General features: G+C 56.6%; 18 protein-coding genes. All 18 read right to left on the bottom strand.

Annotated features, from left to right (window positions below; genetic code table 11):
- Positions 1–20: 20 nt before the first annotated feature.
- Positions 21–404 (bottom strand): 30S ribosomal protein S11, encoded by a 384-nt coding sequence (gene rpsK / locus LOC67_RS25350; protein WP_149498459.1) that lies wholly within the window; start codon positions 402–404, stop codon positions 21–23.
- 51 nt (positions 405–455) lie between these two features.
- A complete protein-coding gene (rpsM, locus tag LOC67_RS25345; RefSeq protein ID WP_230265645.1) occupies positions 456–839 on the bottom strand; it encodes a 30S ribosomal protein S13 in 384 nt (127 codons plus the stop codon).
- Positions 840–1,120: 281 nt separating this feature from the next.
- Positions 1,121–1,612, bottom strand: a complete 492-nt coding sequence (locus LOC67_RS25340) for a dihydrofolate reductase (protein ID WP_230265644.1) — start codon at positions 1,610–1,612, stop codon at positions 1,121–1,123.
- 101 nt (positions 1,613–1,713) lie between these two features.
- Positions 1,714–2,508, bottom strand: coding sequence for a thymidylate synthase (locus LOC67_RS25335; RefSeq protein WP_230265643.1), 795 nt, complete (start codon positions 2,506–2,508; stop codon positions 1,714–1,716).
- A gap of 596 nt (positions 2,509–3,104) precedes the next feature.
- Positions 3,105–3,434, bottom strand: a complete 330-nt coding sequence (trxA, locus tag LOC67_RS25330; protein ID WP_230265642.1) for a thioredoxin — start codon at positions 3,432–3,434, stop codon at positions 3,105–3,107.
- Positions 3,435–3,713: 279 nt separating this feature from the next.
- On the bottom strand, positions 3,714–4,577 hold the full coding sequence (locus LOC67_RS25325) for an NUDIX hydrolase (RefSeq protein WP_230265641.1): 864 nt from the start codon (positions 4,575–4,577) through the stop codon (positions 3,714–3,716).
- 20 nt (positions 4,578–4,597) lie between these two features.
- The gene (locus LOC67_RS25320) at positions 4,598–5,344 is read right to left on the bottom strand and encodes a sugar phosphate isomerase/epimerase family protein (RefSeq protein WP_230265640.1); all 747 of its coding nucleotides are present in this window, start codon (positions 5,342–5,344) and stop codon (positions 4,598–4,600) included.
- Between the two features lie 345 nt (positions 5,345–5,689).
- Positions 5,690–6,232 (bottom strand): shikimate kinase, encoded by a 543-nt coding sequence (locus tag LOC67_RS25315; RefSeq protein ID WP_230265639.1) that lies wholly within the window; start codon positions 6,230–6,232, stop codon positions 5,690–5,692.
- A gap of 490 nt (positions 6,233–6,722) precedes the next feature.
- Positions 6,723–8,234 carry a proline--tRNA ligase gene (gene proS, locus LOC67_RS25310; RefSeq protein WP_230265638.1) on the bottom strand — a complete coding sequence of 504 codons (1,512 nt, stop codon included), beginning with the start codon at positions 8,232–8,234 and terminating at the stop codon, positions 6,723–6,725.
- A gap of 95 nt (positions 8,235–8,329) precedes the next feature.
- Complete coding sequence (locus tag LOC67_RS25305) at positions 8,330–9,322, bottom strand: adenosine kinase (protein WP_230265637.1); 993 nt, start codon at positions 9,320–9,322, stop codon at positions 8,330–8,332.
- A 612-nt stretch (positions 9,323–9,934) separates the two neighbouring features.
- The gene (locus tag LOC67_RS25300; RefSeq protein WP_230265636.1) at positions 9,935–10,870 is read right to left on the bottom strand and encodes a lactate/malate dehydrogenase family protein; all 936 of its coding nucleotides are present in this window, start codon (positions 10,868–10,870) and stop codon (positions 9,935–9,937) included.
- Positions 10,871–10,939: 69 nt separating this feature from the next.
- The gene (locus LOC67_RS25295; RefSeq protein WP_230265635.1) at positions 10,940–11,833 is read right to left on the bottom strand and encodes a class II aldolase/adducin family protein; all 894 of its coding nucleotides are present in this window, start codon (positions 11,831–11,833) and stop codon (positions 10,940–10,942) included.
- A gap of 60 nt (positions 11,834–11,893) precedes the next feature.
- A complete protein-coding gene (locus LOC67_RS25290; RefSeq protein ID WP_230265634.1) occupies positions 11,894–12,175 on the bottom strand; it encodes a EutN/CcmL family microcompartment protein in 282 nt (93 codons plus the stop codon).
- Positions 12,172–12,762, bottom strand: coding sequence for a hypothetical protein (locus tag LOC67_RS25285; protein WP_230265633.1), 591 nt, complete (start codon positions 12,760–12,762; stop codon positions 12,172–12,174). The genes LOC67_RS25290 and LOC67_RS25285 overlap by 4 nt, the downstream gene beginning before the upstream one ends.
- Before the next feature lie 8 nt (positions 12,763–12,770).
- Entirely contained in the window at positions 12,771–13,025 is a 255-nt protein-coding gene (locus LOC67_RS25280) for a EutN/CcmL family microcompartment protein (RefSeq protein WP_230265632.1), read from the bottom strand.
- Between the two features lie 31 nt (positions 13,026–13,056).
- On the bottom strand, positions 13,057–14,475 hold the full coding sequence (locus LOC67_RS25275) for an aldehyde dehydrogenase family protein (RefSeq protein WP_230265631.1): 1,419 nt from the start codon (positions 14,473–14,475) through the stop codon (positions 13,057–13,059).
- Positions 14,476–14,507: 32 nt separating this feature from the next.
- Positions 14,508–14,816 (bottom strand): EutN/CcmL family microcompartment protein, encoded by a 309-nt coding sequence (locus tag LOC67_RS25270; protein WP_094412423.1) that lies wholly within the window; start codon positions 14,814–14,816, stop codon positions 14,508–14,510.
- Between the two features lie 51 nt (positions 14,817–14,867).
- Positions 14,868–16,100, bottom strand: coding sequence for an acetate/propionate family kinase (locus tag LOC67_RS25265; RefSeq protein WP_230265630.1), 1,233 nt, complete (start codon positions 16,098–16,100; stop codon positions 14,868–14,870).
- Positions 16,101–16,225 lie beyond the last annotated feature (125 nt).

The following is a 16,225-nucleotide window of genomic DNA, read 5'->3' as shown; positions in this document are numbered from 1 at the left end:
ATCAGTGTCGAAGGAAGGGACTAGACGCGACGCTTTTTGCGTGGTCGGCATCCGTTGTGGGGGATCGGGGTCACGTCTTCGATCAACTTGACCTTTAGTCCCGCCGATTGCAGCGCGGTGATTGCGCTTTCTCGACCCGATCCAGGGCCTTTGACTCGCACTTCGACGTCACGCATCCCAAACTTGGTCGCCTTTTCGGCAGCCTGTTGAGCCGCACATTGGCCAGCAAATGGGGTGCTCTTACGGCTTCCTTTGAAACCGCTGGTGCCCGCACTCGCCCAGCACAAGGTGTCGCCCTTGGTGTCGGTGATCGTGACAGTGGTGTTGTTGAACGTCGCGTGAATGTGAGCAATGCCATTGCTCACGTTGCGACGGACTCGTTTTTTCTTGTTGCTCTTTGCCACGGCAAAGTCCTAAACGCAAAAGTCGGTAACTGAATCGGGAATAATAGAACGCTAGCGAAGGTCTTTGACGCCTTTCTTTCCGGCGACGGTCTTCTTTGGACCTTTGCGCGTTCGCGAGTTGGTCTTTGTACGCTGACCACGGACCGGAAGACCCATACGGTGACGCATGCCACGATAGGACTTGATCTCACGAAGTCGGCTGATGTTCTGAGTGACTTGACGGCGGAGAGGACCTTCGACCGTGTAGTCGCGTTCCAGCAGCGCAGCGATCTGACCCAGCTCATCCTCGTTGATCTCACTTGCCGATCGACTTGGGTCGATCCCAAGCTTCTCGCATGTTTCGCGAGCTGTGTACAAGCCAACGCCGTACAGGTAAGTCAGCGAATACTGGATCTGTTTGTCGTTCGGAATGTCGACGCCCAACAAACGGGGCATAGCAATGCTCCTGCAAATATCTCGTGCAAACTGGACTGTGGCAGCACCGCGGGGATGGTCCCTCGGCGGCCTGAAACCTTTCAATAAGGCCCGCCACACGCAAAAAACGAAAAAGTGCTGTCCGCGAATCCCGGACTATAGCGAATGGCCCCCTTTTTGCTCAATGGCCACTTTCCAGCCTTTTTATGGATTTTTATTTCAACGCACATCTAGTGACCCAAGTGGCCACCCAAACGCCGGAAATAAGCATCCCAGTTGGCGGGGCTGGAGCGCCGTGATGATCAAGTTTCCTTGCGCTGAAGCCGCAAAAACTCGGTCGGATACTCATCTTTCGGGCCTGCCGGGATTCTTGATTGCTCAATCACGCGAAAATCCGACAAGTCGAGCGCCAATTCCGTATCCCCGTCAACCTCGCAAAGCACGCGCGTTAAAAAAATCCGGTCACAGCGATCAATCAGCTGGCGGTAGATCTCCGCCCCACCGACGACAAACGCCGCATCAGCACCGATCATCGTGATCGCTTCCTCCGGCGATGCGGCAGCCTGGACTCCTTCACAGGACCAATCCGATTGCCGCGTAATCACGATCGTCCGGCGACCGGGAAGCGGACGGCCAATCGAATCGAAGGTTTTGCGACCCATGATCAACACGCCGCCCATCGTGAGCTGCTTGAAACGCTTTAGATCGCTGCTTAACCGCCAGGGCATATCGCCGTTAAGGCCAATGACTCCGGTCGGGCTCATCGCGACCACAGCGGTGAGAGGGTGGCTCATAGGTGTTGAGTTTGGTTTGGTAGAGATTCGCCGGGATTATCAAAAGCCGCGAGAACGCTGTGTGTTGGTGCCAGTGTTTGCGACAGGCGGAATGCTGAAACTCAGACCGCGACCGGTGCTTTGATGTGCGGGTGAGGGTGATAATCGACGATCTCGAAGTCTTCGAAGTTGAAACCGTCGATCGATTCCGGAGTGTTGTCAATGACGAGCTTTGGCAGCGGTTTTGGCTCTCGGGTGAGCTGTTCGCGAGCTTGGTCAAAGTGGTTTTGGTAAAGGTGCACATCGCCGAACGTATGCACGAAAGTTCCAGGCTGTAGGCCGGTGACTTTCGCCATCATGATCGTTAGCAGCGCGTAGCTGGCGATATTGAATGGCACCCCAAGAAAGACGTCCGCACTGCGTTGATACAGCTGGCAGGACAGCTTGTCGTCGCTGACGTAAAACTGGAATAGCGTGTGGCATGGGGGTAAAGCCATGCGATTGACTTCGCTAACGTTCCAGGCCGATACGATCAGCCGGCGGCTGAGCGGGTTGTTGCGGATCTCGTTTTCGACCCACGCGATTTGATCGATGGTCTCGCCATCGGGAGTCGGCCAGGACCGCCACTGGTGGCCATAAACTGGTCCCAAATCGCCATTCTCGTCCGCCCACTCATCCCAGATGCGAACCCCGTTTTCGTTCAACCAAGCGATGTTGGTGTCCCCACGAAGGAACCATAGCAATTCGTAGATGATCGAACGTAGGTGAAGCTTTTTGGTAGTCAGAAGCGGAAAGCCGTCATCCAGATTGAATGAAAGCTGACGCCCAAACAGGCTTCGAGTACCGACACCGGTGCGATCACCACGGTCAGAGCCAGATTCCAGGATTTCTTCGAGCAAACGAAGGTACTGAAGCATCGCAGTTGCCTGCTTGGAGAGAGAAACAAGATTGTTAAATCGAGGCCGTGGCGGTTTCCTACAGCCGTGTTCCTAAGCCATCGTCTGGATCGCTGCATTGGTTCGGCATGTGACCGAAGGCCGTTGCCAAAGGCGGTGCCTCGTCCGATTCGCGATCGCATGGCAATAGCACCGCAGTATCGGAACTTCCGTGGTCGCAAAGTTGTGTTAGCGTCCTTTAACGAGCGGTTCGACGATCCGACCGAGTGTCGCGGGACTCACTTAGGACCGACAGAGGATATCGTGACGCATGAGGCCTAGCGAATGAAATGCTACAAACCTTTCGCCACCCGGGAAGTCATCCCCTAGGTGAAACGCGATGTAAAGCGTTATTGCGACTGTGGTTGCGTTTTTCGTGGTCCGTCCCGTTGATACTCGGATTCACGACGTAAATCGTGATCGGGGGCCCGAAAAATGAACATCAAGACTGCCTGGCGACTCAATCGCCTTTCCGCTGAACACGGCTCTGCATTGCAGGTCGCCGTGGATTGCTATTTCGGCTGGCTTGGATCAGTCAGTTTCCAAGCCAGGCGTTGCCGGACTTGAAAAGCGTGGCCCTAAACCGAGGCGTCGAGAGCTTCTTGTAGAGCGGTCTTGGTGGTGTTACCGCCACGGAAGCTGTGTTCGATGTCGCCGTTCTTGAAAACCAACAGGGTTGGAATGCCGGTGATACCGAATTTTTGCGCGATACCGGGAGCTTCATCGATGTTCAGCTTGCCGATTTTCTTATCCGAATTTTCGGTAGCAAGTTGGTCGATCATCGGCGCGATCGCACGGCAAGGGCCGCACCAAGGTGCCCAGAAGTCGACGAGAACGGGGCCATCCGCTTGCATCACTTCGGCCTCAAAGTTTTCTTCGGTAAATTCGACGACGGCTTCGGCTGCCATGTCACTAACCCTCTGGGGAAAATAGGTTCGTAAGTAAGTCTTTGGATATCTGGCTTCCCGCTCAAGGCTCCGAAGAGCTTTCGATCGAGAGCGATTCACATTCTTTCACTGCGATTGTAGGACGCGCTGGCAAGTCGGCCAAGGTAAGTGAATTCGATGACCGTTTATCCCACTATCTTTGGCCGTCCAAGCTTCAGAATTCCGCCATTGACTTGCTTTGCTCATGCAATGTCGGCAATACCTCAGTGCGAACGTTAGCCGACGAGCAGCTCAGAGTGCTCAATCAAGCAATTTGCCAACTCGGTGAAGGATCTCGCTCCACCCCGCCAGAATCATCGCGGTGGCACCCCAGACCTGTTGCTGGTGACCGTCACAGTCAACCAGTTGCAGGGCCGGGTAGGTGAATCTGTATTGGAATACCCCTTCGCCATCGACAACCTTACCGCGACGTGTCGAATTCACTTGCGAGATCGTTGCGGACTGTTCACGCCGTGCAATGCAGCTGCCAAGCGTCTCCAGAGCCGACAACGGAATCTCGATGATTTCGTCAACTTCGATCGGGTCAGGGTTCCAGCGGGGAAGCGGTTCCTTTTCTAAGAGCACAAAAGTGTCGACCAGGTTATCGCTTGCGTAGACATAGATCTTCGAAAGGCGTCCCAGGTAGACCGCTTTATCGAGACAAACCCCAAGCTCTTCCTGGTACTCGCGTTTGGCCGCTTGCAATGCGTCTTCATCGTCTTCGACCCGCCCGCCGGGAAGGCAGACCTGTCCGGCATGGTGGGAAAGCGTCATCGGACGCCGGGTCAGCGCAAAGCAAGCCTCGCCTGACTTCGCATGCGGATAAACCGTGATCACTACCGCTGCGTGTCGGCAATCACGTCTCGCTGGTCCGCGGTGTCGACCATAGGACAAGCTAGGGCTCAATCGACGTCGGCCCCGATTGGGTTTGGGAGCCAGGAAACACAAATCTTGGCTGCCTGGCTGGATCTCGCAGTCTGTGCCGGAGCGGACGTTTCCCAGACCGGTCTGGCCGGCTGCGGGGATCGGCATGATCCCATTGTCAGGACGAAACGCATCATCGAGCGATGACCTGACGAGATTCGCCCACTGTTGGTCTGCCCAGCGTCGGTCGGCAAAGAACATGTCAGCCGGATCCAAGTTGCCTAGACCAAGGTTTCTAGCAAGCGACGCAGCTTGCGAAGTTCCACGCGATGGTCAAGGTCTTCCATCGGCATCATATTCACGGTCAGGGCGCGATCGTATTTTTCGCGTTCCAGCTGCGTGATCAGTTTCCCGTAGTCAACTTCGCCCTGGCCGACGCTCACTTGAAACGCATCGGGACGGGTATCACGCAAATGAACGTTGCAGACGAACTTCAGGATGTTGTCCAGGTTCTTGCCTTTTGCCGAACCGGTGATGTAAACGCTGGGGTCAAGCGTAATGCCCAAGCCTTCGACGTTGTTGCACAGCACCATCAAAGTATCGGGATCTTCGCTAAGGCAACCCAGTTGGCTTTTCACGCTCACCCGAACGCCTTCGGCGTCACCGCATTCGACCAGTCGCTGCAGGTGCTCGACTTCTTCGTTGAACGGGGTGCCCTGCTCCGCTGAGGGAACGGTCAAGGTGACAACCTTGGTCGTTTTGGCTAGCCAGCACAGTTTTGCGAAGTCTTCGTAGTGCTGCTGACCTGTCGAGGCCAGTTGGACGCTGTATCCGGAGATATCCAGGCGGTGGGTGTAGCGCAATAGCTGAATCGATCGATCCATGTCCGACAGAACGTCCGACGGTTTCACATCGCCAGATTCATGCAAGGCAATTTCAATCGCCGTGAACTCTAGATCTGATGCGAGTTCGATCGCGGCGCGTAGTTCAAGTTCAGGGAAGCATTCGGTAGAAGCAGCGATGAACACGAGGCAATCCTTTTTATGTCAACGTCTGGCGGCAATGGTTGAACGTTTTGTCGTACTCTTGGCCGCCTATCAAGTCCTTTCGTTCTGGCCCGCCAACGGTTCGATCACGTCAGGCAAGCGGAACGGGCAGTATTCTCTCCCAGCCTACCGAGTTTATCGAGTGAAATAAAAGACCGGTTTTGGAAGCGGCCTTGGAATGTAGGGTTCTCCGCCGAAGAGGGGTGAACGCCGGTTCGAAATCGGCAGCTCAGAAACCGAATCAGCAACACTGGCGTCAAAGAATTTTGCTCGTTTTGCGACGAATCGAGCTACCTACGAAGCCAACACGTTATGAGGCCAACCCCCTTAAGAGACCAACCACTGCGCGATCCGATCGGCGACTTCCACCGGAGTCAAGGTATCCGTCGAAACCGAATATTGCGATGTCTCACGGTAAATCGGTTCGCGGCTGGTCAGTACCGATTTTATTTCTTCGGTCGGCGACAGATCGGTTAGTGCCGGACGCCTCGCTGCCGTAGTCTGGTCCGCACCGATTCGCTGTGCGATCGTATCCGGTGTTGCCGTCAGCCAAACGCAGTCTCCGTGGGTGGCGATGAAGTCACGGTTTTCTTGACGCAGGATCGCGCCGCCGCCAAGGGAGATCACTTGTGGCGGCCCATCGGCATCGATCAATTCCTGCAAGCAGCGTGTTTCCCAGTCGCGAAACAACGGCTCGCCGCCCTCAGCAAATAGCTCGCTGATTGTTTTGCCAGCTTTGTTTTCGATCACCACGTCCAAGTCGATCCAGCGGGTCTGCAAAAGAGCCGCCAAGATCGACGCCACCGTCGTTTTCCCTGTACCGCGATACCCGATCAGGAAAAGGTGTTTAGAAAGCGATGTGCTGGTCATTGCGGTGCGGTTGCTGCAGGCGGGAGACGGCGGCAGGCGGAGCCTGCATTGCATTGCGTCGCAAGGCGGGAGCCTTGCAACGAGAAATGGCTGTTTGGATTTGGGGAGAGTGAAGCTTGATTTACGCGAAGGCCAGCCATGCACTGGCTCCCCTCTCCCCCAAAAACATCACACAGTTGATGTCTCCATCAGTTCAACCGTCGACATGTTTTTGGGGGAGAGGGGCTGGGGGTGAGGGGGCAGTGGCCTGAATGATTGTGAGCTTAAAATCGCTGAAAGATGCCACAGGTTCTATCTAGTCTGAAGGCCAGAGGATTCGCAATTCATAAGACTGGATCGCTAAGCCTGGGCAAGCTTGTCGGTGGTGGTGATTTGATGCAGCTTTCAGCGTCTCGGTCCCCCTCACCCCCGGCCCCTCTCCCCCAAACAAGTTTGGGGCGAGAGGGGAGCCAGAGAATCCAGAACGACCGATGATTTGTCCTGCTGCGGCTTAATAAGCCTTGGCGAAGATCGCTTGCTTGGCGGCGGGTTTGCCGGTGTAGAAGCAGGTCCCAGGGGTGTCGTTGTTGGCACTCGGGATGCAACGGATCGTTACCTTCAGCTCTTTGAGCAGGTCTTGCAAGCTGTCTTCGTCGGCAAAGTGGCACATCGCAAAGCCGCCGTGGATCTCGGGCGAGTCGGCATTCTCCGGCGTGAAGTACGCTCGGAAGTCGGCTTCATTGGTAATCGTGACGGTATTGTCTTTGCGAAGCTGGTCCGCTTTGTCAAACAAGCTTTGTTGGATGTCGCCAAGCAGGTCACTGATTTTCGCGACCACTTCGGAACGTGACATGCCAACGCTTTTGGGTTGGTCGCGGCGTCCGAAGAACACCGAGTCTTTTTCCATGTCTTTGGGGCCAACTTCCAAGCGAATGGGCACGCCGCGTTTGACATGATGCCATTTCTTTTCACCGCCTCGGATATCGCGGTCGTCAATTTCGACTCGGATCGGCGCCCCGTTGTAAGTCTGACCACGCAACTCATCGCGAAGCTTTTCGATGTATTCCATCACCGCAGCGCGTTGGTCGTCTTTGTAGATCGGCAGGATCACGACTTGCGTGGGCGCAAGCTTTGGTGGCAGCACCAAACCGTCATCGTCGCTGTGCGTCATCAACAACGCACCGACCAAGCGAGTCGACACGCCCCAAGACGTTGTCCAGGCAAATTCACGAGTGCCTGATTCACTTTGGAAAACGATTTCCTGGGCTTTTGAAAAGTTCTGCCCAAGGAAGTGACTGGTACCGGCTTGCAGTGCTTTGCGGTCCTGCATCATCGCTTCGATCGACAGCGTTTCGACGGCTCCGGGGAAGCGTTCGCCAGCGGTCTTTGCGCCGATCGTTACCGGCATCGCCATCCAGTTTTCGGCGAAGTCGGCGTAGACGTTGATCATCCGCTCGGTTTCTTCAATCGCTTCTTCACTGGTCGCGTGAACGGTATGGCCTTCTTGCCACAGGAACTCCGCCGTGCGTAGGAACATTCGAGTCCGCATTTCCCAGCGAACAACGTTGGCCCACTGGTTGATCAGGATTGGCAGGTCACGGTAGCTCTGAACCCATTTGGCATAGGTCGCACCGATGATCGTTTCGCTGGTCGGGCGAACGATCAGTGGCTCTTCAAGTTCCCCGGCCGGACGCAGACCGCCATCGGGATCGGGTTCCAAGCGGTGGTGGGTGACGACGGCGCATTCCTTTGCGAATCCCTCGACGTGTTCTGCTTCCTTCTCCAAAAAGCTCATTGGGATGAACAACGGGAAGTACGCGTTCTGGTGCCCGGTGGCTTTGAACATGTCGTCGAGCGCCCGCTGCATGTTCTCCCAAAGCTGGTACCCCCAAGGTTTGATCACCATGCAGCCACGAACGGGCGAGTTTTCAGCCAAGTCGGATGCCTTGATGACTTGCTGGTACCACTCGGGATAGTCTTCCGCGCGAGTCGGAGAGATGGCGTTCTTAGGTGCTTTGGCCATGAGAGTTCATACTGAAAAGTTGGGCGATTGATATGCGGGAACGCGCGAGCCAACAGACACACGCGAGCGCATTGACAAGTTCAGCGGACAGATACCTAGTTTTCGGTCAGCCGGCTGAAGTTTTTGATCTCTTCTTCGGTGAAACGGTTTTGCAGCCGTGCACCGAGCTGTGAAACGACGCGTCCGGCGGCGTGGGACGCCAAGTGACCGGCGGTACGCCAATCCATACCGTTGGTGATGCCATACAGCATCGCACCGGCGTACATGTCGCCAGCACCGGTGGTGTCGACAGCCTCGACTTGAACCCCTTCGATCGGGAATTCTTCCCCGCCGTGCATCACGATGGAACCTTTGCCGCCGAGCGTCAAAGCGACGTTTTCGCAGTGCTCGTGAATCTTCACGGCGCACTTCAATGGATCGCTTTCGCCGGTCAGGCTTTTAGCTTCTTCTTCGTTGCAGAAGAACAGGTCGACCGGGCCGGTAATCAAATCCCAGATCTCGTCGCGGATCATGTTGACCAGGAACGGATCCGATGCGGTGAAGGCGACTTTCACATTGTGCTTTTTCGCCAGTTCGAACGCACGATAAGCCGCTTTCTTCGTGCTGTCGCCGGTTAATAAGTAGCCTTCGACGTAGACGTACTTGCTGTTCGCAATCTTGTCTTCGTCGATATCGTCGGGGCTGAGGCTGACCGATGCCGCCAGATTCGTCAGCATGGTGCGCTGGGCGTCTTCGGTGATCAGGACGGCACAGGTTCCGGTAGGCTTGTCGTTCGGGGGAACCGTGATCGAGACGCCCAAGTCCTTCATGTCCTTGAGAAAGAACTCGCCGAGTGCGTCGTCGCCGACTTTGCCGAAATAGCCAGCCGAACCGCCGAGGTCAGCGATGGCGACAATGGTGTTTGCGGCCGAACCACCCGCACATCGATTCAGAGGGCTACCGTCGAGGTGGGAAAGGACTTTCGATTGCTGCTCGTCATCGACCAGGGTCATGATGCCCTTGTCGAGTGATAAACGGGTCAGGACTTCGTCATCGACACGGGCTTGAATATCGACCAACGCGTTGCCGACACCGAAAACGTCATACATTGCCATCAAAGGGGCCTCATCCAGAAAACCAAGTTTTTTCGCACAGCGGTAAACTTAGTCAAGCGATTCGGATTCGCCTAGGCAGCAAGGCAGACGCAAGTCAGTCGGCAATTTCCGGCAGTGTCAGGGTTTTCTGAGCCGATCGGCGTTAGCCGCGGTTCCTGTTGCTATCAGCAATATAATTGGACCGAATCACGTAACCGCACGCTGGCGCGTGGCGGCTGATTTCAGATAAGGCAGCTGTAGGCTGAGACGCTGCATGATCCTGAGCCGGTCGGCGCTAGCCGCGGTTCCTGCCGGAGACTGCCCCCCAAGTCCGTAACCGCACGCTGGCGCGTAGCGGCTGATACCAGATAAGGCAGCTGTACGCTGAGACGCTGCATCATCCTGAGCCGGTCGGCATTAGCCGCGGTTCCTGCCGGAGACTGACCCCAGCCCGTAACCGCACGCTGGCGCGTAGCGGCTGATATCAGATAAGGCAGCTGTACGCTGAGACGCTGCACCATCCTGAGCCGGTCGGCGTTAGCCGCGGTTCTCGTCGCGGGCGGCAATGTTACTGGACCGAGACATGTAACTGCACGCTGGCGCGTTGCGGCTGATGTCTAATCGCTCTTACCCGATTCGCTTCAACACGACGTCCAGGGTCTTGCGCAACGCGGCGCCGCTGGCTCGCATTCCTTGAACCTCTTTGGGCCACAAATCGATTTCCATTCGATCGACCACGCCGGTCCGGCCGACGACGGTTGGAACCGACAAGGCAACATCGCGAATGCCGTAACAACCACTTTGGATGCTGCTGACCGGTAGCACGCGTCGTTGGTCCAAAATGATCGAATCGATCACGTCGCGGATCGCGATCCCGACGGCGAATCCGGCGCCGCCTTTGCGTTTGATGACTTCCGCACCACTACCACGTGTGCGTGTAAACAATTGTGTCGCCAAAGTCGGCGACCAACCGGGATACTTGTCCAAGGGCAATCCGCCGATCGTCGCACTGCTCCAAATCGGAACCATCGACTCACCGTGCTCACCCAGGATCAACGCCTTGGTTTGGGTCGGTGGCGATTTCAGTTGCTCGGCGATCAGCGAGCAGAAACGAATCGTATCGAGCTGCGTTCCCAGACCGATGACTTGGTTGCAAGGCAGCCCCAGCATCTTGGCGGCAACGTAGGTCAGGATGTCGACCGGGTTGCTGACGACCAGCACGATCGCCGATGGCTTGGGCCCAGCCGCTTTGACGTCACGCAAAATTTGCACGAACAAGTCCGTGTTGCGGTTGATCAAATCCAAACGCGACTCGTCTGGCTTGCGACGCAAACCTGCAGTGATGCAAATCACATCGCTGCTGGGGATGTGTTCGTATCCACCACCGACGATGACCTGGTCGGCAACGCTGGGGGTGCCGTGCTGCATGTCCAAGGCTTGGCCAGCTGCCAATTCTTGGTTGACGTCAAGCAAAGCGATTTCGCGAGCCAAGCCGCCACACTGCAAGGCAAACGCCGCACAGGAGCCAACGAGTCCGCCGCCGCCGATGATCGAAACTTTCATGATGCCGTGGATGGGTTTTGGTGAGTAGTGTTCGGTGGTGGGATGAGGATGCGTTCGCGTGGACTCGCGTTACGCTTTCATCTGGCGAAGGACTTCGTCGGTGATCAGCTTGACCAGTTGTTCTTCGCTGATGCCGGCCGCAGGACTTGCCGATGGTGCGGCTGCCGGTGCAGGGGCCGCTGCTGCCGCAGCGACTTGGGCTGGCATCGCTGGCGGCGCGTCAAAGGCACGACGCTCGACACCAGAATCTTTCCACGAGTTGCGGAAGATGTCGTTGGCACAGATGTCGCAATCTTCGAACTCTTTGGTGTTCCGCGGATCCTTGTAGCCCCACTGGTCTTTCAAGTCCAACAGCTCTTGCGATTTCTGTTGATCCAGGAATGCGACGTTGCCCAGTTGTTTGGCCAACATCAGCATGCGGCAATAGGAATCCAGAATCTCGGTCCACCAATACGCCTGCTCAACCGATTCTCCGTAGCTGACGGTGCCGTGGTTGGCCAGGATCATAACGTTGGTCTTGTTGACAAACGGGATGATCGTATCGGCGAAGGCTTGTCCGCCGGGCGTTTCGTACTTAGTGATCGGCACGTCACCCAAGAAGACTTCGACTTCGGGCAAGATACACTGCGGGATCGGCTCGCGGGCGATCGCGAACGCGGTCGCGTGCGGCGGGTGGCAGTGCACAACGCTCTTGATGTCTTCGCGTTGCTTGTAGATTTCCAAGTGCAGCAGTGCTTCGCTGGAACGTTTCTTGCGGCCAGCGATTTGTTTGCCGGTGATATCGATCGTCGCGATGTCTTCGGGTTTCAGAAAGCCTTTGCAGTGCAACGTCGGAGTGCAGAGGAATTCATTTTCGCTGACGCGGACGGTGATGTTCCCGTCGTTTGCCGCGGCGAATTGGCGGTTGTAAATCCGACGTCCAATGTCGCACATGTCCTGCTTAATCTTATGAACGTTTTGCATGGCAAAGTTATCAGTTGGATGTGAAGGTGAATGGTGGTTGTTCGGGTATCTGCCGGCGACTTACCGGCCAAGGTCGACTTCGTCTAGCAAGGCGACGATCGACGCATCGAGTGGTTTAACATCGGGAAAGGGCTGTGCCGCTTCGGGGCCTTCGGCTAAGGCGACCAGGTCACCGATGCCGCTGCCGCAAAGGTCCCAGGCGACGATCGTTTCGCCGCCCAGTGGTTCGACATCGATTTGGTCAATCGATTCGACGACTTCGACCAAACGCAATTTGGCTTGGTGCATGCCGGGATGGGCTTTCGACAACGTCATCGTGCCGATCGTGCGAGCCAGTTTCATTGGGCACCTCGCTTGATGATGCGTGCGGCAAAGTTCACGGCGGCTGGCAAGGAAAGCTTTTCGCGGTCGAGCACCCAAGCCTGTGGTGACAGTTCATCAGCGAAGCGATCGATGTCGCCCCACTGCGAAATCATCACGGCACGTTGCCCGGATTGAATCTGCTTGAACACTTCCGCTGCCGGTTTGTCCGTCCATACGATCGAAACCCCAGCAGGGATTTTTAAACCACGCTTAGCAAGCTGCTGTGCGAACGGGTCGACTTCTCTACCGACGTTTTCGCTGACCGTTGGTTTGGCTGATGAAGCTGACTTGGTTTGGCGAACGATGCGGATGCCAAGCCGTTTGGCTTCTTCGGTTGCCGCCGGTGTGACGACGCCGCTTGGTGTAACGACGACCTCATTGCCGACCGCTTTATTCAGCGTTTCGATCGTGATCAAGCGATGGGCGATGGCCTGTTCACTGCTAGGTGTCGCTGTCGTTTGTCCCGCTTTGATCCGCCGCAGCACTTCGCGCGCAATCTCGCTGATCTTTGCCGCGTCGGGCAAAGCATCGCTGCTGCGTACGGTGGTGTTGGGGACGTGATTCATAGTTGGCTTTAATCAATGATTCCGACGACGGTCCAGCGTGCCGGGGTACGGTCGTGCTTGGTGACTTCGCGGGCGTAACGTCCGTCGCTGGAAATCATCACCTTGTCACCGCGACGTGATCCGATTTGATCGATCGCGATCAGCGGCGGGCCGTCGGGCTTTTCGTCAACCGTCAGCGGTTGCAGGATGACCATGCGACATCCGACAAAGCTTTCATGCTTGATCGTCGCGTGAGTCGATCCGAGGACGGTGGCAGTTTGCATACGTTTAAAACTTCAGTTGGCTCTTTTCCGATCAAACGACACGCAGTTCGTCGACCATGCTGCAGCGGCGTTCGCGGGTAAACGTTGTCGGTGTCGTGACGCCTTCGCCGGTCGGTCCCGCGATCGAAAACGACAGGTAGCCTTCGCCGCCCAAGCCCAGCGATGCCATGCAGGGGCCGTTTTTGACGTATAGCGTGACGTCCATCTCGCGGCCCATCTTGGTCATGTTGTGGACGTTGCGTGAGTGAATGATCGCGGTGTGGCGGAAGCCGTGTTCGTAGTGCTTGGCCATCGCGATCGCATGATCGACATCGCGTGCACGCACGAAGGGGACGAACGGCATCATCTGTTCGACACTGACGAAGGGGTGCGATTCGTCGGTTTCGCCAAACAACAATTCGGTATCCAGCGGCACGGTGACATTGGCCGCAGCGGCAAGCACCGAGGCGTCTTTTCCGATGAAGTCTTTGCAGGCCGCGTCGTGCTGGTCGTCGCCGACTTTCACGATCGCTTTGGCGGTCAACGCGTCGATTTGTGTCGCGTTCAACTGAACCGCACCGGCGCGTCGCATCGCTTCCATCATCTGGTCAAAGACACGTTCGACGACGAAGACTTCTTTTTCGGCGATGCACAACAGGTTGTTGTCGTACGAAGCTCCGGCGATGATCGACCGGGCTGCCAAATCCAAGTCCGCTGTCTCGTCGACCACAACCGGCGGATTGCCTGGGCCAGCCACGATGGCTCGTTTGCCGCTGTTTAAAGCGGCACGTGCCACGGCGGGGCCGCCGGTTACACAGATCAACGCGACACTGCGATGCTTGAAAAGAGCTTCGGCCGATTCCAAAGTTGGCTCGGCGATCACACAGATCAAATTGTCGATGCCGACTTCGGCCGCGATCGCTTGGTTGAATCGGCGAACGCCTTCGGCCGCGACCAGTTTGCCCGATGGGTGCGGGTTGACGACAACTGTGTTTCCACCGGCGATCATGCTGACCGCGTTGCCGGTGATCGTCGGCAAGCTGTGGGTGACGGGGGTGATTGCACCGATGACACCAAAGGGCGCGCGTTCGATGATTGCCAGTCCGTGGTCACCGCTGTAGGCTTTCGTTTCGATGAACTCGACACCCGGCGTTTGCTCACCGAGCGTTTTCAGCTTGGCGATTTTATGCTCGGGGCGGCCGATTCCGGTTTCTTCCATCTCCATCAGACCGAGCTCTTCACATTGCTCGATCGAGATGCGGCGGATGATGTCGATGATCCGTTTGCGATCGGCGACGGGACGTTCACGCAGTTGCTCGAACGCTTCGCGAGCGGCTTTGACGGCCGAGTCCGCGTCGTAGAAGACTCCGTTCTGACCACCGGTGCTGGCGCTAGACGCGGCAGGCATCGGGCCGACTTCGGCCAAGACCTGGGCGACTACGCTGCGAATGAGATTTTCGTCGAAGTTCATGATTGATTGGGAGTCAGTTGTCTTGGTGTGGATCAGTCGCGCGAGTAAACGCTCAACTTGTCGATGTGGACTTGGTCGACGATGCCGATGATGACTGCGTCGATGGGCAGCGATTTCGTTTCGGGGGTCAAACGGGCGCTGCTACCTTGGGTGATCAGCACGAAGTCGCCTTCGCCCGAGCCCAGCGTGTCGACGGCGATGAAAGTCCGTCCGGTGGTCACCAACGACTGCCGCTTGTCACCTTCCAGACGGTACGGTTCGACGACCAACAGCTTGTGCCCAGTCATCGACTGGACCTTTTGCGTGCTGACGACTGATCCGGAAACGCGTGCGATAAACATTCGCGATTGAGTCCGTCAAAAAAGGAGGAAAGGGGAATCGTTGGGGAACAACTATCGCGACTTGATCGCGTGAATGGTTTGTCGTGCGACGACGACTTCTTCGTTCGTGGGGATGACCCACAGTTGCGTCTTCGAATCGTCGGCATGGAACGAAGCTTCACCGCTTTCGCCGCCGCGTCCTTTGACGCTTTGGTTGGCATCGCTGTCGATGCGAATGCCCAGTTCTTCGAGGCCTTGGCAAACGCCTTCGCGAATTTTCGTCGCGTTCTCGCCGATGCCACCGGTGAACACGATCGCGTCGGCGCCGCCGAGTGCGACCAACATGCCACCGAGGTGACGTCGTAGTTCTTCGATGAACACGTCGAGCGCGAGTTGCGATTTCGCGTCGCCGCTTGCTGCCGATTGTTCGATGTCACGGATGTCGCCGCTGCGATCGCTCAGGCCCAGCAGTCCGCCTTGGCTGGCAAGCGTTTTCAGCGTCTCGTCCAGTGATAACCCGGAGCGTTCGATAATCAGTGGCAGTGCGAATGGGTCGAAGTCACCGACGCGATTGTTTTGTGGCAATCCCGTTTGTGGTGTCATTCCCATCGTAGTCTGCACGCTTTGGCGATTTTTGATCGCCGTAATCGAACTGCTGCCGCCGAGGTGGCAGGAGATCACGCGGGCGTCGTTTCGTCCTAGGATTTCGGCACTGCGATAAGCGATGAAGCGATGGCTGGCGCCATGGAAGCCCCACTTGCGAATGTGGAACTCGTCAGCCCATTTGCGTGGGATCGCGTACTCTTTTCGCGCCGCCGGGATCGTTTGGTGAAAATCGGTTTCGAAAGCGGCGACCAGTGGCAGGTCGGGGAATCGCTCGCGAAGCGTCTTCATTGCCGCGATGTAAGGCGGGTTGTGTGCCGGAGCGGCGGCGTTCATTTCGGCCATCGCATCCAGGACTTCGTCGTCGACGACAAACACACCGGAGATGCGTCCACCGTGAACGGCTTTAAAACCGATCGCGGCGACTTCGGAAGCGTCCTTGATCGCACCATGCTCGGGATGTGTCAGTTGTTTCAGGCACGACTCCACCGCGACACCGTGATCGGGGACGGGCATTGTCAGTTCGTCCGACCAATCGCCGATCTGGACGGTGCATTTGCTTTGAGCATCACCGATCCGTTCGACCGCGCCTCGTGCGAGACAATTAGCGCTGCCGATATCGTCAAGAGCTCCATCTTCGGCCATTTCGAAAAGCCGATACTTGAAGCTGGTCGAGCCTAAATTTGCAACCAGGACGAGCATTTGCGGGATCCTCCGCGTCGAGTCATCTGTGTTGAACGTCGTCGATGCAGTCACCGTGTTTGCCGATGCATCACAGTCACTGCTTTTCAGGACACTGCTTTCGAATGCATTGCCTTTGCAAGCAC

Origin of the sequence: Stieleria sp. JC731, assembly GCF_020966635.1 — a bacterium.
Taxonomy (GTDB): domain Bacteria; phylum Planctomycetota; class Planctomycetia; order Pirellulales; family Pirellulaceae; genus Stieleria.
This window is presented reverse-complemented; position numbering and strand designations above follow the sequence as displayed.

What these genes read in the sequence shown, in the direction of transcription:
- LOC67_RS25290 (WP_230265634.1), bottom strand. Translation starts at nt 12,175, where the DNA reads ATGAAACTGGCTCGCACGATCGGCACGATGACGTTGTCGAAAGCCCAT.
- LOC67_RS25340 (WP_230265644.1), bottom strand. Translation starts at nt 1,612, where the DNA reads ATGAGCCACCCTCTCACCGCTGTGGTCGCGATGAGCCCGACCGGAGTC.
- LOC67_RS25335 (WP_230265643.1), bottom strand. Translation starts at nt 2,508, where the DNA reads ATGCTTCAGTACCTTCGTTTGCTCGAAGAAATCCTGGAATCTGGCTCT.
- LOC67_RS25300 (WP_230265636.1), bottom strand. Translation starts at nt 10,870, where the DNA reads ATGAAAGTTTCGATCATCGGCGGCGGCGGACTCGTTGGCTCCTGTGCG.
- LOC67_RS25285 (WP_230265633.1), bottom strand. Translation starts at nt 12,762, where the DNA reads ATGAATCACGTCCCCAACACCACCGTACGCAGCAGCGATGCTTTGCCC.
- LOC67_RS25315 (WP_230265639.1), bottom strand. Translation starts at nt 6,232, where the DNA reads ATGACCAGCACATCGCTTTCTAAACACCTTTTCCTGATCGGGTATCGC.
- LOC67_RS25305 (WP_230265637.1), bottom strand. Translation starts at nt 9,322, where the DNA reads ATGTATGACGTTTTCGGTGTCGGCAACGCGTTGGTCGATATTCAAGCC.
- trxA (WP_230265642.1), bottom strand. Translation starts at nt 3,434, where the DNA reads ATGGCAGCCGAAGCCGTCGTCGAATTTACCGAAGAAAACTTTGAGGCC.
- LOC67_RS25265 (WP_230265630.1), bottom strand. Translation starts at nt 16,100, where the DNA reads ATGCTCGTCCTGGTTGCAAATTTAGGCTCGACCAGCTTCAAGTATCGG.
- LOC67_RS25280 (WP_230265632.1), bottom strand. Translation starts at nt 13,025, where the DNA reads ATGCAAACTGCCACCGTCCTCGGATCGACTCACGCGACGATCAAGCAT.
- LOC67_RS25295 (WP_230265635.1), bottom strand. Translation starts at nt 11,833, where the DNA reads ATGCAAAACGTTCATAAGATTAAGCAGGACATGTGCGACATTGGACGT.
- proS (WP_230265638.1), bottom strand. Translation starts at nt 8,234, where the DNA reads ATGGCCAAAGCACCTAAGAACGCCATCTCTCCGACTCGCGCGGAAGAC.
- LOC67_RS25325 (WP_230265641.1), bottom strand. Translation starts at nt 4,577, where the DNA reads ATGTTCTTTGCCGACCGACGCTGGGCAGACCAACAGTGGGCGAATCTC.
- LOC67_RS25275 (WP_230265631.1), bottom strand. Translation starts at nt 14,475, where the DNA reads ATGAACTTCGACGAAAATCTCATTCGCAGCGTAGTCGCCCAGGTCTTG.
- LOC67_RS25270 (WP_094412423.1), bottom strand. Translation starts at nt 14,816, where the DNA reads ATGTTTATCGCACGCGTTTCCGGATCAGTCGTCAGCACGCAAAAGGTC.
- rpsM (WP_230265645.1), bottom strand. Translation starts at nt 839, where the DNA reads ATGCCCCGTTTGTTGGGCGTCGACATTCCGAACGACAAACAGATCCAG.